Annotated in this window: 26 protein-coding genes, 3 pseudogenes and 1 riboswitch; of the genes and pseudogenes, 9 read left to right on the top strand and 20 right to left on the bottom strand. The window is 26.1% G+C overall.

Features of this window, described 5'->3' with window-relative positions:
• Positions 1-196: 196 nt before the first annotated feature.
• From ACWPW7_RS08570 to ACWPW7_RS08515, 12 genes are all read right to left on the bottom strand, one after another.
• On the bottom strand, positions 197-1,171 hold the full coding sequence (locus tag ACWPW7_RS08570) for a CPBP family intramembrane glutamic endopeptidase (RefSeq protein WP_291564233.1): 975 nt from the start codon (positions 1,169-1,171) through the stop codon (positions 197-199).
• 340 nt (positions 1,172-1,511) lie between these two features.
• Positions 1,512-2,174: an ABC-2 transporter permease gene (locus ACWPW7_RS08565; RefSeq protein WP_454053193.1), complete on the bottom strand. Its 663-nt coding sequence runs from the start codon at positions 2,172-2,174 to the stop codon at positions 1,512-1,514.
• A 3-nt stretch (positions 2,175-2,177) separates the two neighbouring features.
• A complete protein-coding gene (locus ACWPW7_RS08560) occupies positions 2,178-3,035 on the bottom strand; it encodes an ABC transporter ATP-binding protein (RefSeq protein WP_454053192.1) in 858 nt (285 codons plus the stop codon).
• A gap of 2 nt (positions 3,036-3,037) precedes the next feature.
• Positions 3,038-3,412, bottom strand: a complete 375-nt coding sequence (locus tag ACWPW7_RS08555; RefSeq protein ID WP_454053191.1) for a GntR family transcriptional regulator — start codon at positions 3,410-3,412, stop codon at positions 3,038-3,040.
• Positions 3,413-3,576: 164 nt separating this feature from the next.
• Positions 3,577-4,320, bottom strand: coding sequence for a hypothetical protein (locus ACWPW7_RS08550; protein WP_454053190.1), 744 nt, complete (start codon positions 4,318-4,320; stop codon positions 3,577-3,579).
• A gap of 165 nt (positions 4,321-4,485) precedes the next feature.
• Complete coding sequence (locus ACWPW7_RS08545) at positions 4,486-4,602, bottom strand: DUF1653 domain-containing protein (RefSeq protein WP_454055487.1); 117 nt, start codon at positions 4,600-4,602, stop codon at positions 4,486-4,488.
• Positions 4,603-4,617: 15 nt separating this feature from the next.
• Positions 4,618-5,028, bottom strand: coding sequence for a hypothetical protein (locus tag ACWPW7_RS08540; RefSeq protein WP_454053189.1), 411 nt, complete (start codon positions 5,026-5,028; stop codon positions 4,618-4,620).
• A gap of 427 nt (positions 5,029-5,455) precedes the next feature.
• Positions 5,456-6,016 carry a GNAT family N-acetyltransferase gene (locus tag ACWPW7_RS08535; RefSeq protein ID WP_454053188.1) on the bottom strand — a complete coding sequence of 187 codons (561 nt, stop codon included), beginning with the start codon at positions 6,014-6,016 and terminating at the stop codon, positions 5,456-5,458.
• Positions 6,017-6,132: 116 nt separating this feature from the next.
• Positions 6,133-6,939 (bottom strand): putative ABC transporter permease, encoded by an 807-nt coding sequence (locus ACWPW7_RS08530; protein ID WP_454053187.1) that lies wholly within the window; start codon positions 6,937-6,939, stop codon positions 6,133-6,135.
• Positions 6,940-7,168: 229 nt separating this feature from the next.
• Positions 7,169-7,645: a DUF4358 domain-containing protein gene (locus ACWPW7_RS08525; RefSeq protein WP_291564210.1), complete on the bottom strand. Its 477-nt coding sequence runs from the start codon at positions 7,643-7,645 to the stop codon at positions 7,169-7,171.
• A gap of 217 nt (positions 7,646-7,862) precedes the next feature.
• Entirely contained in the window at positions 7,863-9,065 is a 1,203-nt protein-coding gene (locus ACWPW7_RS08520; protein WP_454053186.1) for a cation:proton antiporter, read from the bottom strand.
• A 99-nt stretch (positions 9,066-9,164) separates the two neighbouring features.
• Positions 9,165-9,224: riboswitch (Fluoride riboswitch) on the bottom strand.
• Between the two features lie 96 nt (positions 9,225-9,320).
• Positions 9,321-11,255, bottom strand: coding sequence for a sensor histidine kinase (locus tag ACWPW7_RS08515; protein WP_454053185.1), 1,935 nt, complete (start codon positions 11,253-11,255; stop codon positions 9,321-9,323).
• A 324-nt stretch (positions 11,256-11,579) separates the two neighbouring features.
• On the opposite strand from ACWPW7_RS08515, the gene ACWPW7_RS08510 reads away from it, so the two are divergent.
• From ACWPW7_RS08510 to ACWPW7_RS08490, 5 genes are all read left to right on the top strand, one after another.
• Complete coding sequence (locus ACWPW7_RS08510) at positions 11,580-11,918, top strand: hypothetical protein (protein WP_454053184.1); 339 nt, start codon at positions 11,580-11,582, stop codon at positions 11,916-11,918.
• Between the two features lie 111 nt (positions 11,919-12,029).
• The gene (locus tag ACWPW7_RS08505; RefSeq protein WP_454053183.1) at positions 12,030-12,668 is read left to right on the top strand and encodes a LiaF transmembrane domain-containing protein; all 639 of its coding nucleotides are present in this window, start codon (positions 12,030-12,032) and stop codon (positions 12,666-12,668) included.
• Positions 12,669-12,684: 16 nt separating this feature from the next.
• A complete protein-coding gene (locus tag ACWPW7_RS08500; protein ID WP_454053182.1) occupies positions 12,685-13,227 on the top strand; it encodes an RNA polymerase sigma factor in 543 nt (180 codons plus the stop codon).
• Positions 13,203-13,487 (top strand): hypothetical protein, encoded by a 285-nt coding sequence (locus tag ACWPW7_RS08495; RefSeq protein WP_454053181.1) that lies wholly within the window; start codon positions 13,203-13,205, stop codon positions 13,485-13,487. The genes ACWPW7_RS08500 and ACWPW7_RS08495 overlap by 25 nt, the downstream gene beginning before the upstream one ends.
• A 22-nt stretch (positions 13,488-13,509) precedes the next feature.
• Positions 13,510-14,070: a hypothetical protein gene (locus ACWPW7_RS08490; RefSeq protein ID WP_454053180.1), complete on the top strand. Its 561-nt coding sequence runs from the start codon at positions 13,510-13,512 to the stop codon at positions 14,068-14,070.
• 199 nt (positions 14,071-14,269) lie between these two features.
• On the opposite strand, the gene ACWPW7_RS08485 is transcribed toward ACWPW7_RS08490, so the two are convergent.
• The 7 genes from ACWPW7_RS08485 to ACWPW7_RS08455 all read right to left on the bottom strand — a co-directional run bounded on the left by ACWPW7_RS08485 (position 14,270) and on the right by ACWPW7_RS08455 (position 19,997).
• Positions 14,270-14,854: a DUF4825 domain-containing protein gene (locus ACWPW7_RS08485; RefSeq protein ID WP_454053179.1), complete on the bottom strand. Its 585-nt coding sequence runs from the start codon at positions 14,852-14,854 to the stop codon at positions 14,270-14,272.
• A 215-nt stretch (positions 14,855-15,069) separates the two neighbouring features.
• Complete coding sequence (locus tag ACWPW7_RS08480) at positions 15,070-16,398, bottom strand: DUF4179 domain-containing protein (protein WP_454053178.1); 1,329 nt, start codon at positions 16,396-16,398, stop codon at positions 15,070-15,072.
• On the bottom strand, positions 16,398-16,937 hold the full coding sequence (locus ACWPW7_RS08475) for a sigma-70 family RNA polymerase sigma factor (protein WP_454053177.1): 540 nt from the start codon (positions 16,935-16,937) through the stop codon (positions 16,398-16,400). Before ACWPW7_RS08475 ends, ACWPW7_RS08480 begins: the two co-directional genes overlap by 1 nt.
• 123 nt (positions 16,938-17,060) lie before the next feature.
• Positions 17,061-17,648: a hypothetical protein gene (locus ACWPW7_RS08470; protein WP_454053176.1), complete on the bottom strand. Its 588-nt coding sequence runs from the start codon at positions 17,646-17,648 to the stop codon at positions 17,061-17,063.
• A 149-nt stretch (positions 17,649-17,797) separates the two neighbouring features.
• Entirely contained in the window at positions 17,798-18,547 is a 750-nt protein-coding gene (locus ACWPW7_RS08465) for an acyl-[acyl-carrier-protein] thioesterase (RefSeq protein ID WP_454053175.1), read from the bottom strand.
• Between the two features lie 354 nt (positions 18,548-18,901).
• Positions 18,902-19,426 carry a ferritin family protein gene (locus ACWPW7_RS08460; RefSeq protein WP_454053174.1) on the bottom strand — a complete coding sequence of 175 codons (525 nt, stop codon included), beginning with the start codon at positions 19,424-19,426 and terminating at the stop codon, positions 18,902-18,904.
• 118 nt (positions 19,427-19,544) lie between these two features.
• Positions 19,545-19,997, bottom strand: coding sequence for a hypothetical protein (locus tag ACWPW7_RS08455; RefSeq protein ID WP_454053173.1), 453 nt, complete (start codon positions 19,995-19,997; stop codon positions 19,545-19,547).
• Between the two features lie 140 nt (positions 19,998-20,137).
• Here ACWPW7_RS08455 and ACWPW7_RS08450 point away from each other — a divergent pair.
• The 4 genes and pseudogenes from ACWPW7_RS08450 to ACWPW7_RS08435 form a co-directional block, all read left to right on the top strand.
• A pseudogene (locus tag ACWPW7_RS08450) lies at positions 20,138-20,245 on the top strand (IS1595 family transposase); the annotation flags it as partial.
• Positions 20,246-20,508: 263 nt separating this feature from the next.
• Positions 20,509-21,402, top strand: a complete 894-nt coding sequence (locus tag ACWPW7_RS08445) for an AraC family transcriptional regulator (protein WP_454053172.1) — start codon at positions 20,509-20,511, stop codon at positions 21,400-21,402.
• A 137-nt stretch (positions 21,403-21,539) separates the two neighbouring features.
• Positions 21,540-21,716, top strand: a pseudogene (locus ACWPW7_RS08440) (helix-turn-helix domain-containing protein); the annotation flags it as partial.
• 48 nt (positions 21,717-21,764) lie between these two features.
• Positions 21,765-22,732, top strand: a pseudogene (locus ACWPW7_RS08435) (IS3 family transposase); the annotation flags it as partial.
• A gap of 59 nt (positions 22,733-22,791) precedes the next feature.
• Here the strand turns inward: ACWPW7_RS08435 and ACWPW7_RS08430 are convergent.
• Positions 22,792-23,376: a manganese efflux pump MntP gene (locus ACWPW7_RS08430; RefSeq protein ID WP_454053171.1), complete on the bottom strand. Its 585-nt coding sequence runs from the start codon at positions 23,374-23,376 to the stop codon at positions 22,792-22,794.
• Positions 23,377-23,612: the final 236 nt, after the last annotated feature.

The following is a 23,612-nucleotide window of genomic DNA, read 5'->3' as shown; positions in this document are numbered from 1 at the left end:
CAATAATATATGGCGAACATTTTTCGCCGCTACGGTTAATCAATTCTAAATTTCTCAGTTACCACTAAGAAATATCCATAATTGTGAACTGTGAATTGTGAGTTCAATAGTTTCAACTATGATACTTAAAAATACTAATTATTTTCACATATATATTAATTTTAGAATTTACATATATATAATATTTTCTTACTTTTTAATAACTTTTATTTAAATAGGTTGATTTTATTCTTTCCACTTTTTTCTTTTGCAAAAGCAATAAGGTTCCAATTCCTATTAAATATATTATTGTTATTACGAGTCCTCCTTCTGGTCCAAATGCTCCGCCATTTACTATATTATCTGTTTTATTGGTAAAAGTAAAAATACTTCCACCCATATTGCCTCCTCCACTTACTAAAAAACCAAAAACATTTCCTTGAGCCCAATTCCATGCTGAATGTAATGCACATACACCCCATAAGCTATCCTCATACATCGCATAAAAAGCTGCAAATACTCCAAATAATATTAGATTCACAATAGCTAGCGGACTAATTCCACTATTTAATAAATGTAAAAGCCCAAATATAGATGAAGATATTAAAACTCCTACAGGAATATTAATTTTTGTTCCTAATATCGGTAAGGCATATCCCCTCATCATTATTTCTTCTGTAGCACCTTGTATTATCCATCCAATAATCATAAATAAAAATCCAAATACCATTGAAATATCATTGAAAATCAAATCTCCCTTTGATACTTCTACTTCTCCTAAGAGCATTAACATTATAGCGGACAGTGCTATCATTAAAAAACCAAATAAAAAACCTCGTATATATTTTTTAAAGGCTCCATCAAGGTGGAAACCCATAGTAACAATAGATCTTCTTTCCACAAACTTAACCCATAAAAAATAAATCAAAGCAGTACTTCCAAAAGATAATATAAGCTGCAATCCCCCACCAAAGCCGCCGCCAATTTTACCAATAAACTCATTAATACTTTCTCCTGGATTATTAATAAGATATATTCTATAAGCTATTCTAATTATTGGTACTGTAATAAAACGAGAAAGGAACATAACGATTATAGGCATAAATATTACTAAAATTGGATTAGTAATCCTTTCTCCTTCCCTAACTCCTTTAAATAATCTTTGTTCTTTTGAATATACTTTTATTCCCATAAAATCCCCCTCTAAATCTTTAAAAAATCAATTGTCTACTATCAATAGTCAATTGATTAAAACACTTTTATGTTTCTTATAAAGTAAATTAAAACATTTTTAATTTTAGTCGTACATCTACATGTTTTAATCTTACATAACTATTCCATATGTTTCAAGTTTTTTCCTTCTAACTCTTCTTTTTTTGTATAAATTTTACACATATTTATCATTAAATGAATTTAGCTATATAAAAAAATATAAATATTCAATATAGAACTTTGTTTTATGTTAAGCTACTTATAAAATTAAAAAAGTAGAAGTTACTTGCTTCTACTTTTTTGAATATGCGTCTTATTAATTAAAATTCTTTTTTCTTATAAATATTTAAGGATATAGCTAAAGATGCCATATATATAAATAATGCTATACATATAATAAATATTCCAATTTGAGTATCTGATAATGATAATAATTTTGTCCTCATAGATAACATAAAAGGACTATTAAAATTTATATTATCCTTTAAAAATTTTATTATTATAGGACTGATTAAAAATAATATAAATATACCAAAATTAAAATATCTAAGTTTAGCATAACCATATTTAAAGTATAGAGGAAAATTTATTGCCATAAATATCATAATTCCAAATAGGAATCCAACGATATTCTCAGCCCTCATGTTGCCTGTCATTTTACTTAAACCTATAGAAGACATTATAAATATTCCACCCATAGTCAATACAATTGCTATTGCAGAAAAAATTATTACAGATAGATATTTTGCATACACTATACTATCTCTAGACACTGGTAATGAGTTTAATAAAAATTCACTATTATTTTTATCATCTTGTCCTAAGCCACCCAATAAATACGTATATGAAAGCATCATTGGTATCATAATATATGCGCCATCACCTAATGTGGCAAAGAATAAACTACCTGCTAATGCATATATCAATATAAATTTTATATTAGTTTTTTGTACTACAAAATCTTTAATCACCAAATTCCACATGGTTTAATTCCCCCTTACATTGTAAACCATAATATCATCTATAGTTGGTCTTTCTATAATAACTTTATTTCCAAAGATTTTTTTTGTTTTTTCTTTATTTGAGGTCAGTGCTTCAAATCCAAATTTATTTTTTTTAACACCAATAAATTCTTTCTCTATGTCTCTGTCTAAAAGATCATTATCTCCTTTAACTATTCCATAACTTTCAATTATACTGTCCTTTTCCTCTGAAAAAACTATCTTTCCATTATTTATAAAAGTTATATAATCTGCTATTTTCTCTAAATCTGTAGTTATATGAGAAGAAAAAATAAGAGATTTATTTTCATCTTGGATTATATCTCTAAATATATCTAAAATTTCTGCTCTTACTACTGGATCTAACCCTGAAGTAGGCTCATCCATTATAATAAGCTCTGCATTATGAGATAATGCTAATATAATAGAATATTTCATCCTCATACCTTTGGATAATTCTTTAATTTTTTTATCTCTAGGTAGTGAAAATTCATCCATATATTTTTTATAAAGTTTTTCATCCCATCTTTTATAAAAGGGAGCTATTATTTTTTTCATACTTTCACAAGTTAGATCCTCGTAAAAGTAGCTATTATCATAAACAAAACCTGTTCTTTCCTTAATTTCTTTTTCATCTCTTACAGAATCCAATCCAAAAACCTTAATATATCCACTACCTTTTCTAATCAAATTCATTATAAGCTTTATAGTTGTGCTTTTTCCTGCGCCATTAGGACCTATAAAGCCCATAACATATCCTCTATCTAAATTAAAACTCACATTATCAAGTGCAAAATCACTATATTTTTTTGATATATCTTTAATCTCTAAAATTTTTTCCATACTTATTCCTCCTCGTAAACTAAATCTATCATTTCCTTTAACTCAAGAGCTGAAATATTTAGTGCTTTTCCTTCTTGAACTACTTCTGTTATCTTTTCTTCTAGTTCTTTAAGTCTCTTTTCTCTAATGAATTCACTGTTTTGTCCAGATACAAAAGTTCCTTTTCCTCCTACTGTTTCAACAAAGCCTTCTTTTTCTAGTTCTTCATAAGCCCTTTTTGTGGTTATTACGCTAATTTGAAGCTCTTTTGCTAAATTTCTTATAGAAGGAAGAACTTCACCTGGTTGTAAAACCCCGTTAATTATATGAACCTTCACTTGGCTTGCTATTTGCTCATAAATCGGCTGCGATGACGAATTAGATATTATTATATTCATAGGTTCCTCCATTATTTAAGAGTATATAAAGTATATACTGTACATATTCGCTATACACAGTATATACTTTTTTAACATGCACTGTCAATATGCTTTTTATAAAAATACAATAAAAAAACAGAGTTATTAAACTCTGTTGCAAAATAATTTCTCATAACAAAATATTAAAATTTATATATAATATACATTCCACCTAATAATAAAAGCAATGTAATAAAAATTATAATAAAAATTTTTCCTTTGAACTGTTTATTAGGAGTACGGCCATAGAATTTACCGTTTTGTCCATTAATCAAGCAGTAATATGTATCATATTTATAAGAATATTTACAAACCCATACTGGAACTAGTACTTCATGGCTAGATGTCTTAATTATTTCATGTGAATTTATATTATTAAATTTCTTTTTCATCTCTTTAGTATTGACTTTAGCAAGCCCACTATTTATAAACATCTCTAATTTTTTTAGTATTGCACCTCTATAATGTTGAAGGCATTCTTCATAATTTTGAGAAAACCTCTCCTTAGTTCCTTGTTTTTTTTCATATCCACTAATTGACATTCTTGAAAAATCAAAAGGTGCTATTTGATCCATGTCATATCTATGAAGTATTTTAGATGCAAACATAGTATAATCTTTTGTTGTGAATTCTTCATTCTTTGAAATTAAAGTACTAACTCCTCTTCTAAGTCCATGTCTTTTTTGCACTTTTATATTATAATCTGCACTAACATTTAAATCACAAACATAGCAAGGTGCATAATGGGCATTTATCTCCATTAACTTAACATCCTCTTTAAAGCCCAAAGGTGTATTTTTTCTACTATTAACCCATTTATAAAATATTTCTTCTATATTTTTTTCTTCTAATATCTCAAAATCAATGATATATATCTTTTCATCCATATATTTTTACCCCTATAAAATTATCATCTCCCCCAATAATTATCGTTAAAATCTCATATTTCTTTAATGTGCCTTTTTCTTTTTACGATTCCTTATATAAAAAATCCTTCTAGGTAGAACCTAGAAGGATTTATAATTATATTAAATCTAATATTTCTTTCTTTGTCATAAATCTGTATTTTGTCCAGTAGGATTTTCTTTTCCTTCTGGTACTTCTTCCATAAACATATCATAAGGTCTTACAAAAAGTTTATATTCTCCATATAATGCTCTATAAGTTATTTTTCCTTATCTCCCCTACATAATATCATAAATTATATTAGTGCAGCGAACTTCTCCTTTATTTAAGTTCCAATAAATTCTTACATTAGGATTTCTAACTGAAAATCTCTTTATTAAATTAACTATTTCATATATATGCACCTGTTCAATTTCCCCATTAATTTCTTCAATTTTAGAATATTCAAATTGTCTAGTTTCTATATTTAATATATATATGTGATCATAGTTATGAATTTGCTTAACTAAAACTTTTCCATTATTATCTACCAAATACCATGATACTGGAAGCTCATCATTTACATACTCTCCTGGAATAGTTTCTATATATATATTTCCACTTTCTAAATTATGTGCGACTCCGCATCTATACTGTAATAGGTTCTTATCATATTGATTTTCTACATTACAATCAATCCTTTTTAACACAATACCACGCCTTTTTTTATATTTATAAAATTAATATTCTATATATTTATATAGAGTTCTACAATGAAAATTCAACTTATACATGATTTTAATTTCCATAAAAAAATTCTTTTCTATGAATACAAATTAAGAATTAAAGATACGAATTATGGCTAAAACTTCAAAGTCTTTGGAGTTTTTTAAAAATAAATTTTATTTTAGAAATTCACCTTTAGTGAATTTTTCCCTAGATTCTTCATTCTTAATTATTAATCCTTAATTTCTAAGAATTTAAACTATTTTTATAGAAAATTTATTTACCACAATATATTTTAAGTTTTTACATTGTATCTATATATATTTTCCCTACTAAAAACTATTTATACAATCATTAAAAAAGAACAAAACTTACTAAAAATTATCCATTAATAAGCTTTGTTCTTATATTTTAATATTTAATTTCACTATCCATATTAAATTCATCTTTTAAAATTCCCATAATTATATAATCAGTGTACTTACCATTAGTATAAAAAGCTTGTCTTCTTCTTCCTTCTTCTTTAAAACCACATTTTAAATAGCATTTATATGCTCTAATATTGTAATCATGAACAGATAGTTCTAGTTTATTTAAATTCAATCTATTAAAAGCATAATTTTGAAGCAGCTTTATTGCTTCATAACCATAACCTTTACTCAAAAAGTCTGTTCTTCCTATAACTATGCCTATATTTGCTACCCTATTTTTCCAATCTATTTTTAACAAATCTATTTGTCCTATATATTCTTCTGTTTCTTTTAAAGCTATAATAAAATTAGCAGTATTACTAGAAGTATTCTCAAGAATGGAATTTAAATAATTTTCAGTAAAATTTAATGTATGAGGAGACAAAAATATATCTGATAACATATCTATTATCTCATGATCATTTACCCATTTTCTTATACAAGGTAAATCTTCTCTTTTATATTCCCTAAGCATAATATTCTTTCCATATAATCTTGACATAAATAATCCCCCTTAAAAGTAAAGTTATAATTTATATCATAGTTTCTATAAAACTATATATATTCCTTTGTTTATTTTGATAAATTTACAAAAATAAAAGAACCCTAAAAAGAGTTCTAATTATTTTTTTTGTTTTTTATGTATTCAAGTATATCATTAAACTTTCTAGATGTAACATTAGGATAAGCTTTTAAAAGAGATTTATGTTTAAGCTTTAATCTACTCATAACTTTTTCGCTATATTGCTTAAAATTAGTATTTCTAAAATCAAGTTTGGAATTGATTTCTTCTTTTCTCTCTCCTATATTGTCTCTCATATCATTAATATTATCAAATAATCCATTTTTCATCTCTATTAGATTTCCTCTAAATTCATCAGCAATATTATTTAATTCCTTTAATATATTATTAAATTCTATTAAATTGTTAATAGTTAAAGTAAAATCTATTACAAACAGGATTAATATAAATGTATATAATGATTCTGATAAAAATGGAGGTATAGAATAAACTAAAGCTTCTATCCTCGGATGTATTATTCTCATTACAAAAATACTTATAACTCCCCAAAAAAGAGAAAATTTTAAACAAACATATCCTTTTATATTAAATTTCTCATCAGTATAATCCCACCATCTAGCTCCAAATAATTTTTCTAATAAATACCCTGTAACATATTCTATAATACTAGCTAATATAAATCCTCCTAAAAATAAATAAAATGGATTATTCACTACAGGAGTTAGAAACCAAGCCATTAGAGCTCCACAACTTCCGTATATTGGGCATATAGGTCCATGTAAGAAGCCCCTGTTTACAAATTTTCTACTTGAATATAAATGATATAATACCTCTAAACACCATCCTAAAAAGCTATAAATTATAAAATAAGAAAAAAGATAATAAAAATTAAAACCTTCCATAGATTACCTCCTAATTTCTTCCTAACTAGCTCCGTTGTATTTTAACATATGTGAACCTCTAATTCAATAATAGTAAAAATGATAGGTATATATAATATTATCATACTTAAATAAATTTATTATTAAATTGTTATCTTCTATACTGAAACTTACTTCAAATAATAATTTTTCTTTTATCTTCACCTTGATAAAAGAAAAAGATGGTTACTAAAAACTAGCACCATCTTCCTTATTTAAGTTTTGATTCTATTATTTCTTCTATTTGATCAGCTTCTTTATCTATAATTAATATTACATAATTTCCAATAGCTTTTATTTTTCTATTTTTAACAAGTTCATATTGATCCGGTAAGTAACTTGACCATTGTTTATCTAAATCTTCTCCACGTTTTTCAACTGACTTTTTAATATCTTCAACTTTAGAGCTATCTTTAACTTTTATTATAGCTAATTCATTAGACTTAACATTCATCATTGCGGTTTTAATTTCCGCTTCTGCTACATCTTCTGGATTTATATAATAATTTTTCTCTAAGGTCTCATCTTTAGGCAAATTTACTATATTTAAATCAACTTTTTCTTCTATTGCAGCTATTATATCAGCTACAGGAATATCTTTAATTGCACCTTCATCTCCTTTTTTTACACATCCACCAAAAGTAAACACTATCAATAGTGCTGATATTAAGGTAATTAATCTTTTCATATGTTCTCCTCCTTATAAATAAAATTTAGCCATCTTAAAAAATAACTAATTAAAAATGCAAAATAGATAATCATACTTACTAGTTATTGTTTTAAATATGTCTTATTTATACATCTAAAACATATACGAAGATAAATTTAATAAAGTTCATTTCTATGATATATTTTTTTAATCTTGTAAAAGATAATATACTTAAATTTCTTCACTTTAATTTAACTTATGCTGTTTTCTTTATAGTTTCTTCAGTATTAAGAAATTTATTAGAAGAGATTTTTATTCCTATAGCTCCAAGTGGAGCTGTTATTAATATAGATAAAAACGCTATTGCTAACATAATATCTCCAGATGCTACTCCCACTGATAAAGGCACTGCTCCAATAGCTGCCTGTACTGTAGCTTTAGGAATATATGCTATTACACAGAATAGCCTTTCCTTTAGATTTAAATTTGTACCAATAGTACAAATAAATACTCCTATACTTCTTCCTAAAAGCCCAAATAATATTATCAGTATACCTAAAAATCCAGCATCTATAGCTACTGATATATTAACCTGAGCTCCTACTAATACAAATAAAAATATTTCTGCAAATATCCACATTTTATTAAATTTATCTGAAAGCGCTTTCCCTATAGCATTATCCTTTTCCGTTATTACAAATCCAATAGTCATAACCCCTAATAAAGTAGCAATCTCTATTTTATCCTTTAATATTCCTTCTAAAGAATTTAATAATATTGCTGAAGCTAATACCAATAAAACCTTTTTAGTATTTCTAATTTTAAAAATTTTAAATACTTGAAGTAGTATTATTGAAACAATTATACCAAGTAAAATTCCGAGTAGTATTGATAGTGGTATTTCTAGTACCTTCAATCCTAAATTCACTTTGTTTCCCCCATACATACTTAAAAAAGAAGTAAATATAGTTATAGCAAAGACATCATCTATAGATGCTCCTGCTAATATTATTGTTGGTATTCCCTTATTAGTACCAATTTTATTTTCAATAAGTTCTAACATAGATGGTACAATTACTGCTGGTGAAACAGCAGCTATTATAAATCCTAATATGCCTCCTTCTATAAAAGTAAAGCCTAATAATTTTGTACATATAATTGCAATGAATAATCCCTCTATTATCCCAGGAATACAGCTAAATTTTATAGCAGTAATCCCAACCTCCTTAAGCTCTTTTTTATTAATTCCAAGTCCTGCCCTCAGTAATATAATAATAAGTGCAATTTTTCTTATATCAGGAGAAATTGTTAAGATACTATTACTTAATAAATTTAATCCATAAGGTCCAATTATTACTCCCAAAATCAACATTCCTAATAATCCTGGTAATTTGATTTTATTAAAAATACTATTTACTATAAAACCTAACAATAAAATTAGTGCTATACTCGTAGCCATATAAAACCCTCCTTAAAAATCTTTAAACATCTAAACTTTATAAATTATTATGTGAATAATAGGAATAAAATAAAAAACTCCTACAAGATAGACCTTTGTCATCTTGTAGGAGTCATTAGCATTTCTGCGATTATGGTGAACTCCATCACCTTGTGATATTTTTGAATATATGAGATGCATATAAAGTTACATCATTATCAGTATATAATTTAGCAATTTATATGTCAATAATAAAATAACTAAAATTATAAAATATTAATCATATATGTCTGAAAATTCTAAATTCACTCTATCCTCGTGACTATTTATAAAGCTCTTATCAGAATTATCTTCAATAGCGCAAGCTCCACAAGGAATCTCAATAATAAAAGAACTTCCTATATTTACTTCACTTTCAATATGGATTTTTCCACCATGCATCTCTACTAATGATTTTGTTAATGAAAGTCCTATTCCACTACCTTCTTGATTTCTTGTAAGAAGATTGTCTACTTGTCTAAAACGTTCAAATATTATTTCCTGCTTATCCTTAGGAATTCCCACTCCTGTATCTCTTACTATAATTTTAACTTTATCATTTTCATCACGTATATTTACATAAATAGTTCCACCTTTAGGTGTAAATTTGACAGCATTAGAAAGTAAATTTAATATGATTCTCTCCATTTTATTTGGATCAAAACAAGCTATCTTTTCCTCTATTTCTGTATCAAAGATAAGACTTATATTTTTTCTCTCTATATAATTAGCTACAGACATTGTAATATCTTCTATAAATTCTATTATATTTAGACTTTGACATTGAAGATTAAAATACCCAGCATCTATTTTTGTAATATCAATTAAATTATTTATAAGTCTTAATAATCTCATACTATTTTGTTTTAATGCACTCATTCTTTTATATGTAGTTTCATTCTTATATATTATACTTCCATTCTCTACATACATATCATGAAGTTGAAGTGTACTTAAAATAATATTTAAAGGTGTTCTAAGTTCATGAGATATATTAGCAAAAAACTCAGTTCTTAAATTTTCATATTCTATGGCTTTTTTATATAACTCATTTTTATATTCCATTTTAACAAATAATAAAATTACAATTAAACTCAATATAGCAATAATTAAAATTATCGCTGCTTTAATCTCTGTAGGAATTTGCTTAAATACAGAGGGATGATTCATTATAACTGCATCACTTGGTAATTCTTTAGTTTTTATGGAGTATTTTCTCATAGCATCATAATTAAATATATATTTAAAATTTTTATCCATTACAGGTTTAATTGTTTTTACTTCTTCCCCATTTAGTACCCTATAGCATATTGTTCCGGTGGCTTGTCCTATTTTGACTCCCTCTAATACTATTCCCCCCAATACTGCCTCACTAAAATAAGGTTCAACCCAAGTATATAATGGTGCTTTTGTATAATTAACTATGATATTAGCGCTATTTCTTCTGTTTAATATTTGATTATTTCTGTCCTTATAAACTCCATAAATAAAATTTATGCTATTTTTCTCAGTTCCCTGTAATTCGCTAATAACTTTTTCTATATTATCAGTTTGAATTATGTTAAACTTAAAATCTTTATATTGTTTTTCTATAGTGTTAACTTGCTCTCTATAAACTGTAGATGTTTTACTATTATCAAGTAAAAAATTCAATACTTTTACGTCACTATGAAGATTTAAAGCAAGCTCAACAGTGTTAGTTATTGGCTGTTCTTCTTGTACACCTGTAGAAAACTCTTTTAATTTATCATTTATTTCTATATTGGGGTTATTAATACTAGTATACACAACTGGGGTCCCATAAAATATTTCTTCGTAACATTGATTAAAAACTTCAAAGGCTTCATCATCACATACAACTATTAAATCATATTTTTGATTTTTAAATTTTATAGAGTAATTTTTTATCATTTGTTCTGTATCAATAGCATTCTGCTTGCTATCTAAATATTCAAAATTATATTCTATTTTTTTAAAACCTTTATCTAATATATTTTTTATTCCTGAAAAAATACTAGCTTCCCAAGGTTCGTCAAAGTGATAGGAGTTAATTATCAATATCTTCTTATTATCAGAATTAGAATCTAATGAATATGCTTTAGTTGAAAAATTTGTACATATTATTAATAAGACTATAAAACATTTAACTAATTGTTTTATTTGATTTTTCATATTGCCTCCATATTTTCACTAAGTTTCTTACAATATATTGGTATTATGTATTTTTTATACTATCATAATTACCATTATACTACAAAACTAATGACATGAAAATGTTAACATATAATTAAATAAATGAAAATATCTGTTTACAATTAAAAAAGCTTTTAAATTTACTTTTTTTAATTTTTTTCATGGGTTTTTATGATTATCTTATGTCTAAGTTAGTGTGGCTATGTAATTTAAATCTTTTATAAGCTAGCTTAAACTTTAATATTTTATTTATTTTAAATTTATATATAAATACGTTTTAAGATAAATATTAGGAGGATTATCATGAAAAAACTAGGAAGTACTACAGTTATATTAGGCTTTATAGCCTTTTTCATAATTATGCTATTAATATATTTAGATTTTCAAATTGGGAAATCTCTTATAAATTATTGGCCTATATTATTTATTTGCCTTGGTGGCGAATTGTTATATGAAAGTAAGGATACAGAGGATTTACATAATATAAAATACAATAAAGGTATTTTTTTAATCATACTTTTATTTTTATGTGCTCAAGGATATTACAGCATTAATGATAATGTAAAAAATAATATTTCTAAAAATAAATATGGTATAACTGTAGATGATATATTTACATATAGTAATACTTTATCAATTTAAAACAATAGAAACTCATAAAATTTTATATAAAATAAATTTTTTAAATTTATCTGTGGGTTTTTCTAAATTATATTGTCTAAATATATGAAAGGAAATATTAGGAGGAGTGTTATGAAAAAACTTGGAAGCAATACCGTTGCAATAGGATTTATAGCTTTTGGTATAATTATGTTATTAATACAGCTAGACTTTCAGATCGGAAAATCTCTTATAAATTATTGGCCAGTATTATTTATATGCTTTGGTGGAGAATTGCTATATGAAAGCAAAAAAAGAGATAATTTTGGTACTATGAAATACAATAAAGGAATTTTTTTAATTATTCTTTTATTTTTATGTGCTCAAGGATATTATAATATTAAGTGGCATGTAGAATCTAACCTTCCTGAATATAGACATTTTATAAATGCAAATGATATGTTTTTTAATTCTATGGGTGTAAAAGCAGATACCGTTATTGAGGGAGAAAATACAAAATTAATATTTAATGCACATAGCGCAGATTTGCAAGTAGTGAAAAGTGATGATAAAGTAGTAAAATTTAATGGGCTTATATTTAAAAATTCTCATACTGATGAAGGTGTTACTACTTTAAAATCTCAAGTAGATAAAGGAGTTATTACAATAAATGCTAATACTGATGATATATATAACGTGGTTGGAATTTTGTATGTGCCTAAGAACCTTGAAATCACTTTTAATGTTGATAGGTTAAAAGTAAATGCAGAGGAAGGTGTAGTAATTAAATAATTTGGAGTGATTAATTTTGGAGGAAAAAGAATTAATAGATAGAATACGAGATGGAGATAAGGATGCATTTGTAGTATTTGTAGACAAATATAAGAAAAAAATTGTTTCCCTATGTTACTCCTATACCTCTGATTACGGTGAAGCCGAAGATTTATCTCAAGAAGTTTTTATAGCATTTTATAAAAATATAAGTAACTTTAGAGGGGATAGCTTGGTATCAACTTATTTATATAGAATAACTATTAATATATGTTTAAACTTTAAAAAGAAAAATAACCTAAAGGGTTTTTTAGGAGGACTTTTTAACGTTCATAAAGAACATAGTTTAAATTTAGACGATAAGACCTATGTAAGACAATGTATTAGAGAACTTCCTGAAGATTTAAAAAATGTTATAGTACTTTATTATTATATTGGTCTTAGTTATAAAGAAATTGGTGACATTTTAGGAATTTCTGAAAGAGCAGTTGAAGGTAGGTTGTATAGAGCCAAGCAAAAACTTAAGGTTAAATTAGAAAAAGGAGAGGTAGTACTATGGAGCAACAAAGGGACTATATGAGTGAATTATTTAAACGCTGTGATAATGATTTTACAATAAGCGATAATTATAATAGCAACTTATTAAACAAACTTGAAGAAAGCAATAAACCTGTAGAGGTTAAAATAAAAAATAAATTTTTAAATTTCTTTTATAAGAAAAAAGAAGGCTTTAGTCTTATATTTAGTGGAGTTTTAATGCTTTTAATAAACTCTTTAGGACTATCTTCAAAAATAGCAGAATTTTTTATGAGACTAAAAGTATTATTTTTCTTAGGATAATGGATAATATAGGAGGATTATTATGATATATAAAAGAAGAAGTAATTTCTTAAACTTTATATTTGCATGTATACCTGGTGCAGGATATATGTATAATGGACTTTTAAAAAGAGGACTAGAAGTATTATTAGGATTTGGATTTATAATTTTATTAGGTGATTTTTTACGTTTGGGTGTTTTAGTACCAGCAGTACTTATACCGTTTTGGTTTTATACTTTCTTTGACACCTTTAATGTAAAAGCAAGATTAGATCATGGTGAATATATCGAAGATAAATTTATACTTTTAGATGATCCTTCAAACTTTAAAATTTCTTTTAACAAATTAAATCTAAAAGTAATAGGAACGATTTTTGTAGTTATTGGATTTTTCTCTGTATTCAATTTAATAATAAGTGATATTACTAGATATTTGAATTTAGATATAGATTTATATAGACTTTATTACACAATAAGATCCTATTTTGTACCTATTTTATTTATAGGTTTTGGATTATATCTTTTAAGAAAAAATAAAAGTAGTAAAGATTATAAAAAACTATTAATTAATCCTGAAAATACGGATGAAGAAAATCGTGGTTAATCACCACGATTTTTTTTAATTATTATTAATTATTTTTTTAAATAAGTTCTCTAAACTTAGCTTTTATTATTTTATTTGCAGATATTTCTCACCTTTTAACACCTTTACAAAAATTTCTTGTCTTGGCATTATGCAATCACCTATACTATGAAATATATTACACTTATTAGTAAAAATTTAAATTTTAGATATTATAGTTCTATTTAATAATAATGCTATGAGCTTCAAAAAAGTCCTCTATACTTTCCTTTGATTCCAATTTATCTTTTAAAACTTCCTTTTCCCATAATAATTTATCCTCAGCATATTTTCTTAAATCTTTTCCATAAAAATCTTCAACTTCTTTTCTTGAAATATTAAATGATAATTGATTTTCTGTATGCAAGTTTAATTCTATATTTTCTACGTTTTTAATCAATATAAATAATGTAGTAAGATTATTAAAAAATATTTTTTTGGTATTTTCATCATTGAAGTATTTGTGTAAATCCTCTTCTTTTATATTTAACTGTCCTTTGTATTCATAATCTACCTTTATGCTATCATTTGTCAATGAAAATTCCTTTATGAACATATTTCCAGGCAAAATTGAAAGAATTCCTCCTACTTTACTATTATCACCAACATATGAGTTTTTATATTTTAATAATTTCTCTATATCTAACTCATCTACACTGTATATATCTCTTTTATAATTATTATCTTTAATTTCGCTACTTTTACATCCTATCATAAATAGCAGTGTAAAAAGTAAAGTAACGAGTAAAAGAAATTTCTTCTTCATTTTTATACCACCTCATTTATTAATTACATTTGAAAGAAAATAACAAACCAAAAATATTAATGTATTTTATATAAGGCAAAACATCTGGTTTTAGTAAATCAGTCTGCTATAAAATAAGTTAACATATTGGCTTATTATTTTTCTTTATTTTTATCATCTTTGCTTTTACACTTAAAAGCATAAGATAATTAAATTTCTCTATAACTTAACTAAATTTATTTTAATTCTATATCAAAACCTTTATAAATTTCTATTACTTCGTCAAAGTTCAAAGTACATATGTCATATACTTTATTTTTATCTAAAGGCTCAGTTTCCCAAATGAAACTATAAGTTTTTTCATCTATCTTCTTAATCTTATCAAATTCTCCCCATATTTCATTTCCTTTATCATCAATAAAGAATATATTAGAGTATTGGTATAGTGGTGCAGTACCTTCTACTTTATAATGAACTAAGGTTTTTTCTTCTAAAAACTCTATCTTATCTATAGTAAGTTTTCCTATTTTTCCTTGAGACAATTCTATAGGATATTTACTATTAATCCTTTCTGATACTACAGTTCTAGTAGTGTCTTCCGAATTTATATATTTATATGGTACCACTTTAAGCTTTTTAGGTATTTTTTTAACTGGGTCAAAAATTAACTCTCTTTCAAAATTTTCTCTAGAGCTTGACCCTCCTGCACTCTTACTTTGTATTTGCATATTACTATCGTCAAATAAAAACCACTCATTATCTTCCCCTTTATTATCACTTAAATCTTTATAAACTCCACTAATTGATATTTTAGTATTTATAGGTGTAAGTGATATTTTCTCTATAACTATATCCTCATTAGGTAAAATTACAGATTTTAGAGGAGTAAATATATTATATTCTTTAGCTATATTTTCTTTTCCAATTCCAGAAACATCAAATTTAAAATCCCAATGTCCTTGTACATTACCTATTCCAGATATTCCTAAGTCTAGTTTAAAACTTTCCGGTATGTTTTTATCTTCCATAAAATGAAAATTTTGATAAGCTATATAAGTTTTTTCATTAATAAATTCCCCCTTTTGGCTCATACCACTGCCATAATCTCTATCATTTATTTTAAATTTATCTATTCTTATATGGGGATATTTAATATTTTCTTCAAATTTCTTATTGTTTTTTATAGTATAAGCTATTGTTATGCTGCTATTGTCAGTAACTATCTCATTTACAGTTACTTCTATTCCTTTATAAGTTTTAGATATATTTATATCTTCACTATATTTAATATAGTTTTCTCCCATATTAAATACTTGATTTAACTTTTCAAAAACAGAATTTAAAATAGGTATATCCTTTGCCAATGTAGGATTTATTGTAAACAATCCTATACCTACCGCTGCAACAATACTTGCTGCTACTATACCTTTAATATTTTTCTTCCTTTTTCTTTCTGGTAAATTCTTTAAAGTTCTATCTATAGAATTTATTATATTCTCTGGAAGGCTAACAACTTCTTCGTTAATTTCATCTCTTAATAATTTATCAAATAATTCTTCATTCATTACACTATCCCCCTATACTCTAAATGTTCTTGAAGCTTTGATCTAGCTCTAGACAATCTAGATTTCACTGTTCCCTCAGGTATATCCATTATCTTACTTATATCTTTAACAGATATATCTTCATAATAAAAAAGTATAGTTGGAACTTTTAATTCCTCCGAAAGCTTATTTACAGCTTCTCTGACCTCTAATTTACCATGATTATCTTCTACCCCATCTTCTTTTAATTTATCAATAGGAACAATTCTTTTTTGAGAATTATAAATCTTCCTACATTCGTTAATTAATATTTTTATAATCCAAGTTTTGAAATATTGATTTTTCTTAAGATTTATTATACTTTCGTAAGCTTTAATTATAGTTTCTTGTATGGCATCTTCACAGTCTTCATCCTTAGATAATATTCCTTTAGCTACTCTATAAAGACTTTTTTCACAGCTTTTAATAAGAGAGATAAAAGCTTTTTTATCACCTTTTTTAGCTAGTTTTACTTCATATTCTAAGGTCTTATCTATATCCTTTTTCATTACTAACTCCACCTTACTTCCTCCCTTCACAATCATTAGATAAATTATATAGGAGGTTGGTTCACTAAAATATAAATTATTATTTATATTTCTTTTATACAATAAAATAAGCCTTAGCATAAGCTAAGGCTTTAATTACATTTTATTATATTGAAGATAAATCTTTGGATTCATCAAATTCTTATTTTTGTTTATATTTCTTAATAGTGAGTCTCTTTCCTTAAAGTATTCATATACACTTTCTATAACAAATAAAATAGCAATTGCATTTACTCCTGTAACAATAGTAGAAACAGTGCTACTATTCACTCCATAGCATATAGTAAATACAACTATTGAAATAATAATTGTTATTAAAAACTTTAAGGTAGAATTTTTTAGTACACATTGCTTTTTTATAAAAGTTTTTGAACTACTATTAAAAAAAATATCTTGAATTAACTCTTGGCTTTGAAGAACATTTTTCTTACTTCTATTACATTCACCATATTGCTTGATAGAATTTATATCTTCAAAGCGATCTGCCAAAAAATTATAAATTTTAGTAGCTCTTATTTCATCTGTTGTAGAGCTGTGGCTTATTAAAGTTTCCTGATAATTATTAAGCTTTACTTCTGCTATATACTTACCAGTTGATAAACTTTTTCTATACATATTATCTAAATATGCCTCATTAAATTTTGAATTTTCATATAAAAACATCAAATTAGTACATCCCTTCAACTCTACATCCTCCTATCTATAAAAGAAATAAAATGACCTATTAAGAATACACTGTAAATAAATAAAATTCAATAGTTTTTTATATATTTATCTATAATATTTTTAAATAGCGTTTTTATTGCAATTTCTCTTTAAATAAATAGAATATTTTACAGCTTATTAAAGGTTAGTTTACATTGAAAAATCTGGCTTTCTGACTGTTTTTCAACTCCTTCAATGTAACAAGTGTTTTCGTCCTCTAAATCATTATATTTATAGAAGAAAATCTTTTCTCCACATTTTGCTTCTTTAATAAAATTTAATTGGAGAGTTTCTATTCTCATATCTTTATATATCTCTAATGGAAAACAATCCTCAACCCATTCTATATACTTAGCATTATTAACGTGAAGATTTAAATCTATATCATTGTATCTAACTTTCTTCTTCGCAACTAGAACTTTATCACCTTTAGGAAACTTAATCTTTTCTAGTCTCTCATAAGGTTCAAAACGATTTTCTATAGCTGGAATATCTATAGGTAGTTTACTTATTCTTTGAGGAAACATAGAATCTTCAGCCACTAATAAGTAAGCTGCATTAATGTCACCTATATGATTTTCCTCTCTATCATAAATTCTAAAAGAACGAGTAAAAAACATTTTATCTACACCACTAGGCCATGTCTCCACAATTACTTCATCGTTCCAATTAACATATTTCTTCATATTTATTTTTAATCTTGAAACTACCCAAAATAAGTTATGTTTTTTTAACTCTTCATATCCTGCTCCTAAAAATTCTGCATGTATGCTTGAGGTTTCCTGCATATAATTGATTAATGAATGCATTTTTATCTTTGTACTATAGTCTGTTTCATTAAACTTAACCTTATAATTTTCTCTATGTATGTTCTTCATACCCATCACCTCTTGATTTATTCATAATTAAAAATATCATCTATTTTAAAATTATATCTAACATATAAATATTTCTTTAAGAAGAAATGTTAATAAATTATTTGTTATTAATTTTATTTCATTATAATTTTAGGATGGTATAGTATATTTCTACAATAACATTATATTTAAATATAAACAATGAAAAATCCTTAAATAGTTATAGTTTTCTACAAAAAATAATTTGATACTAAAAACATTTCCTATATACTATAAACTATATGTATTTTACAGATTTGGATACTCAAAGATATTATTATGGATATAATTCTAAAGAAGCAATGCAAATAGAAAAGTGTGGGTAACCCACACTTTTTAACATCTACTTATTGGTCCGTATTTATGTTTATCAAGCCTTAATAATGCTTGTGTCAGTTCTTCTACATGCTCCTTCTCATCCATAATAATCTCATATATTATAGTCCTACCTTCTGGATCTGGAATTTTTCTTAATTGATCTTCATATAAAACTATTGCTTCAAGTTCCCCTTTTATCTCTTCTCGTAATTTATCTAAAATAAATCTTCCATCTTTTTTTTCCATTCCATAGTCAATTCTAAGAGGTTCTAAACACTTAGATTCATTTTCATTTAAAACCCGTCTATACATATAATATTGCTCTTCATCCACTTTTCTAAGTAAGTTTAGAAGCTTCCCATAATGTTCTTTTTCTTCTTCTAAAATATGCTCAAGTATATTGTTTAGCTCTTTAATATCACTATAAGCAAGTATTTCGCTATAGTCATTGATAGCTACAAGTTCAGCAATCATAGCCTGCCTAAGTAAATTATCATAGCTATAAACCATTCCTTCAGGGTGCCTTATAGTTGTGTAACTCATAAACTCTCCCCAATATATTGCTTCTAATTTTAATGTATCCATATAATTACAATTTGTTACTATTAAAGGCCAAAACACAAGCTATTGCCTTTTACAAATAGCCTTTTATATATGCTATTTAATAAACTCTTATATAGTTTGATAATGCATCTGTAAGTTTTTCTTCATTTCTTAATGTAAGTTTTCTAAGGTTAATATTAATCTCATCCTCACTATCTTTAGCCATTATTATCATCATGTTATCTTTAATTTTAATCTTTTCAATTTTATCCATATCTATACTTCTGCTAAATATAGTTCCACTATTAACTATTATCTTTTTATTCTTTATACTTACATAGTTCATTCTACTTATATTAAAAAAATAGATAGCAAATACCAATGTTAGTATTACAAAAATAAGTATCAATAAACTAAAACCTTTAAATACTTCTAATAATGAGCTACAATTAAAAACTAAAAATCCAAATACAAAACTACTTATGACTGCTAAAAATAGAAAAATAATTGCAGTAATTGAATATGCACTTCTCTTCTTATACCTTAAATTATACTCGTTAATTTTTTCCATATTTAATCCCTCCCATTAAACATTATACCATATTGTTCCATAATTTTTAAGTAATTGTACGAATATTTTTACTATTTAAATTATTTTATATAGTATATAAATTAGGCTATGTGTTTTAATCTAATGTTGAAAATTGATATATTATTAGAAAGGGAAAGTATAAAGGAAAACAAAGATATATCTATAAATCCTGCAATAAGATTTTTACTGATTTTGCAAACTCTACTACTTACAAAAGCAAGAAAACATAAAAAAAGGAATTCACCATATTCAACACATTAATGCTATACACAGTAAATTATATAAGTAGATGAATAGGATTAATGTTATAATTAGCATATAGGTGAACTACAATTTAATACACACTTGTAAAATATTATGTACTAAATGTAATATAGGTTAATATAAAACTGGATTGCATTATTATATTAACCAAACATTTTCTGTATGAAAATAGTTGCGACAATAACCTGTATTTTATATATACTTTTTCTTGAAAGGAGGTCTTTATATGGATTGGCTAAAAAGGATGAATCGTGCATTGGACTATGTTGAGAGCAATCTAACAAATGAAATTGATATGAATATAGTGTCTCAAATGGCATTATGTTCATCTTATGACTTTCAAAAAATGTTTTCGTTTATAACTGAAATATCACTCGTTGAATATATAAGACGTAGGAGACTAACTCTTGCAGCCTTTGAAATTCAAAACAGTAATATAAAAATAATGGATATTGCTTTAAAGTATGGTTATGAATCACCGATTTCATTTACAAGAGCATTTCAGGCGTTGCATGGTATAGCGCCATCATTGGCGCGTGATGGTGGAGTTGTACTTAAAGCCTATCCACGAATATCCTTTCAGATTTCTATTAAAGGAGAGAGTGAGATGGAATACAGAATTGAAACAAAACAAGCTTTTGATATTTTTGGAATTGAGACTATTGGATCTTCAATTGGAGATGAAATATATCAAAGCCCCGCTCAACTTTGGCAAGATTGTCAGAAAAATGGACTGTATGAAAAGTTATTTAAAGACTCCGGCAATTTACCATCGTTTATTTCACAGGATTTATGTAAAATTCATGGTGCAGTAAACTATAGAAAAACAGAAGAAAATACATTTCCTTATATGCTTTGTTCTTTTGTAGGTGAAAATAGTAATACAGAAGGTTATAGTATCGCTCACATTCCAGAGCAAACCTATGCTATTTTTCCATCTAAAAGGTTTCAATGGAATAAAGATTTAATGAAAATTCTAACCACACTGCAAAGAAGATTTTATACCGAATGGTTACCGACTTCAAACTACGAAAAAATTGAAGGTGCCGAATTTGAAATTTATGGTGGAACTCCTGAATATGCTTATATTGAATTATGGTATCCAGTAGTAAAAAAATAGAATAACTAACTTACACTTTTAAAGTTCTTAATGAACATTTTTTAAAAGATGAATCAAGGGAAGTAAACTTGATATGCACCCCAAAAGTTAGACACTGTAAATAAGAAGTGTATAATTAAAAAAGGGATGCATATTTTATGTCCAAAAGAAAAACTTATACTGGTGAAATCAAGCAAAGGGTTATAGAGGATATTAGAAATAATAATCTTAGTTTTACTGATGCAGAAGAAAAGTATGGAATTGCTGATTCAATTATCTCAAGATGGGATCGTATATATTTAGAAGAAGGCGTAGAAGGACTATACATACAGAGGCGTGGAAGAAAAAAAGGTGGTAAGAATACAAAGGTTTCTAAGCAACTCAATAAACAAGTAGAGGAAGACTTAATATCAGAAAATCAAAGGCTTAGAATGGAGAATGAATACTTAAAAAAGTTGAATGCCTTAATTCAAGCCAAGGAAAAATCAGAGAAAAAGACAAAATAGTTGTTATCACTGAATTAAGGCATAAATACAAGTTAGCTGATTTATTGAAACTTGTGGGCATAGCCCGTAGCACATTTTACTATCAGCTAAAAGCTATGAAAAAACATGACAAATATGAAGATGTTAAATCTGCTATAAATCAAATCTATCACGAGAATAAAGGTAGATATGGATATCGAAGAATTACAATGGAATTGCGTAATAGAGGATATATTGTAAACCATAAAACCGTTCAAAAGCTAATGTCACAACTGGGATTAAAATGCATGGTTCGTATTAAGAAATATAAATCATACCGTGGAAAGGTTGGTAAGATTGCACCAAATTTGCTAAAACGTAATTTCAAAGCAAATAAACCTAATCAGAAATGGGTTACCGATGTAACCGAGTTCTCAATCTTTGGGAGTAAACTATATCTTTCACCAATACTTGACTTGTACAACGGAGAAATAGTAAGCTATAATTTATCTGAAAGACCTACTTTTCATCAAACAACTGATATGCTAAAAAAGGCATTTGAGAAAATTCCCGATAATACACAATTAATACTTCACTCAGATCAGGGATGGCAATATCAAATGTTTAGTTATCAACAAATGCTAAAGAAAAAAGGTATCAAACAGAGCATGTCTCGTAAAGGTAACTGCCTAGATAATGCAGTTATGGAAAATTTCTTTAGTATGTTGAAAACAGAGCTGCTGTACTTGCAGGAATTTAATAATATAGAACAATTCATAGAAGAACTAATCGAGTACATAGACTACTATAACAATGACCGTATTAAGAAAAAATTAAAAGGACTAAGTCCTGTTCAATATAGGATTCAGTCCTCTCATGTAGCTTAATTGAATTTTGTCTAATTTTTTGGGGTCACTTCAAACTTACTTCCCTTAATTATTTTTACTTATAACATATTCTTAAATACTTCCAGAGCATTTGTATGTTCAATTAAAATCTTAACACCTATAAATATTAATATAATTCCACCTAATATTTCTGCTTTACTTTCTAAAATCTTGCCTAAACTTTTACCAGTTATAACTCCAAAAAAGCAGGTTATAAAAGTAATTATAGCAATTAAAGCAACTGCTAACACTATATTTACACTTAGAAAAGCAAAACTAACCCCTATTGCTAAAGCATCTATACTAGTAGCAATGGCAAGCAAAAGCATTACTTTCACTGTTAGCTCATATTTAAGTTCATCTTCACCATTACCCTTTACAGCCTCATAAATCATTCTACCACCTATTATAAATAACAATGTAAAAGCTATCCAGTGATCAAACTTTATTATATAATCTGAAAAATTAACACCTAATAACCATCCTATAAGCGGCATAAGTCCTTGAAATATACCAAAATAAGCACCTACTCTTATAGCAGTTTTTATTCTATGTCCTTTCTCTTTCATTCCGATGGTTAAAGATACTGCAAAAGCATCCATTGCTAAAGCTAATGACGTTAAAAAAATTGATATAATGCTCATGTTAACCCATTTCTCCTTCTAAAATTTTAATAATAATTTTCTAATAAAAATAAAAGACTTATGTATAGCACAAAAAATATTTTTGTGCTATACATAAGTCTCACTATTTAATACAAAGCCAGATGCAAAGCATCAGTATGTTGACCTTGAAACAGATTAATCTGCCAGCTACTCCCTTATGTTCCCTATATTTATCTATTAATTAATTATATAACAAACTAAACATATTGTAAAGC

The organism is Clostridium sp. Marseille-Q7071 (assembly GCF_965112025.1).
Note: the sequence above shows the minus strand (reverse complement) of the source record. Positions and strands in the feature narration are given on the sequence as shown.

Coding starts and splice junctions, on each gene's coding strand:
- ACWPW7_RS08570 (WP_291564233.1), bottom strand. CDS start 1,171: ATGGGAATAAAAGTATATTCAAAAGAACAAAGATTATTTAAAGGAGTT.
- ACWPW7_RS08565 (WP_454053193.1), bottom strand. CDS start 2,174: ATGTGGAATTTGGTGATTAAAGATTTTGTAGTACAAAAAACTAATATA.
- ACWPW7_RS08560 (WP_454053192.1), bottom strand. CDS start 3,035: ATGGAAAAAATTTTAGAGATTAAAGATATATCAAAAAAATATAGTGAT.
- ACWPW7_RS08555 (WP_454053191.1), bottom strand. CDS start 3,412: ATGAATATAATAATATCTAATTCGTCATCGCAGCCGATTTATGAGCAA.
- ACWPW7_RS08550 (WP_454053190.1), bottom strand. CDS start 4,320: ATGGATGAAAAGATATATATCATTGATTTTGAGATATTAGAAGAAAAA.
- ACWPW7_RS08535 (WP_454053188.1), bottom strand. CDS start 6,016: ATGTCAAGATTATATGGAAAGAATATTATGCTTAGGGAATATAAAAGA.
- ACWPW7_RS08530 (WP_454053187.1), bottom strand. CDS start 6,939: ATGGAAGGTTTTAATTTTTATTATCTTTTTTCTTATTTTATAATTTAT.
- ACWPW7_RS08525 (WP_291564210.1), bottom strand. CDS start 7,645: ATGAAAAGATTAATTACCTTAATATCAGCACTATTGATAGTGTTTACT.
- ACWPW7_RS08520 (WP_454053186.1), bottom strand. CDS start 9,065: ATGGCTACGAGTATAGCACTAATTTTATTGTTAGGTTTTATAGTAAAT.
- ACWPW7_RS08515 (WP_454053185.1), bottom strand. CDS start 11,255: ATGAAAAATCAAATAAAACAATTAGTTAAATGTTTTATAGTCTTATTA.
- ACWPW7_RS08510 (WP_454053184.1), top strand. CDS start 11,580: ATGAAAAAACTAGGAAGTACTACAGTTATATTAGGCTTTATAGCCTTT.
- ACWPW7_RS08505 (WP_454053183.1), top strand. CDS start 12,030: ATGAAAAAACTTGGAAGCAATACCGTTGCAATAGGATTTATAGCTTTT.
- ACWPW7_RS08495 (WP_454053181.1), top strand. CDS start 13,203: ATGGAGCAACAAAGGGACTATATGAGTGAATTATTTAAACGCTGTGAT.
- ACWPW7_RS08490 (WP_454053180.1), top strand. CDS start 13,510: ATGATATATAAAAGAAGAAGTAATTTCTTAAACTTTATATTTGCATGT.
- ACWPW7_RS08485 (WP_454053179.1), bottom strand. CDS start 14,854: ATGAAGAAGAAATTTCTTTTACTCGTTACTTTACTTTTTACACTGCTA.
- ACWPW7_RS08480 (WP_454053178.1), bottom strand. CDS start 16,398: ATGAATGAAGAATTATTTGATAAATTATTAAGAGATGAAATTAACGAA.
- ACWPW7_RS08465 (WP_454053175.1), bottom strand. CDS start 18,547: ATGAAGAACATACATAGAGAAAATTATAAGGTTAAGTTTAATGAAACA.
- ACWPW7_RS08460 (WP_454053174.1), bottom strand. CDS start 19,426: ATGAGTTACACAACTATAAGGCACCCTGAAGGAATGGTTTATAGCTAT.
- ACWPW7_RS08455 (WP_454053173.1), bottom strand. CDS start 19,997: ATGGAAAAAATTAACGAGTATAATTTAAGGTATAAGAAGAGAAGTGCA.
- ACWPW7_RS08445 (WP_454053172.1), top strand. CDS start 20,509: ATGGATTGGCTAAAAAGGATGAATCGTGCATTGGACTATGTTGAGAGC.
- ACWPW7_RS08430 (WP_454053171.1), bottom strand. CDS start 23,376: ATGAGCATTATATCAATTTTTTTAACGTCATTAGCTTTAGCAATGGAT.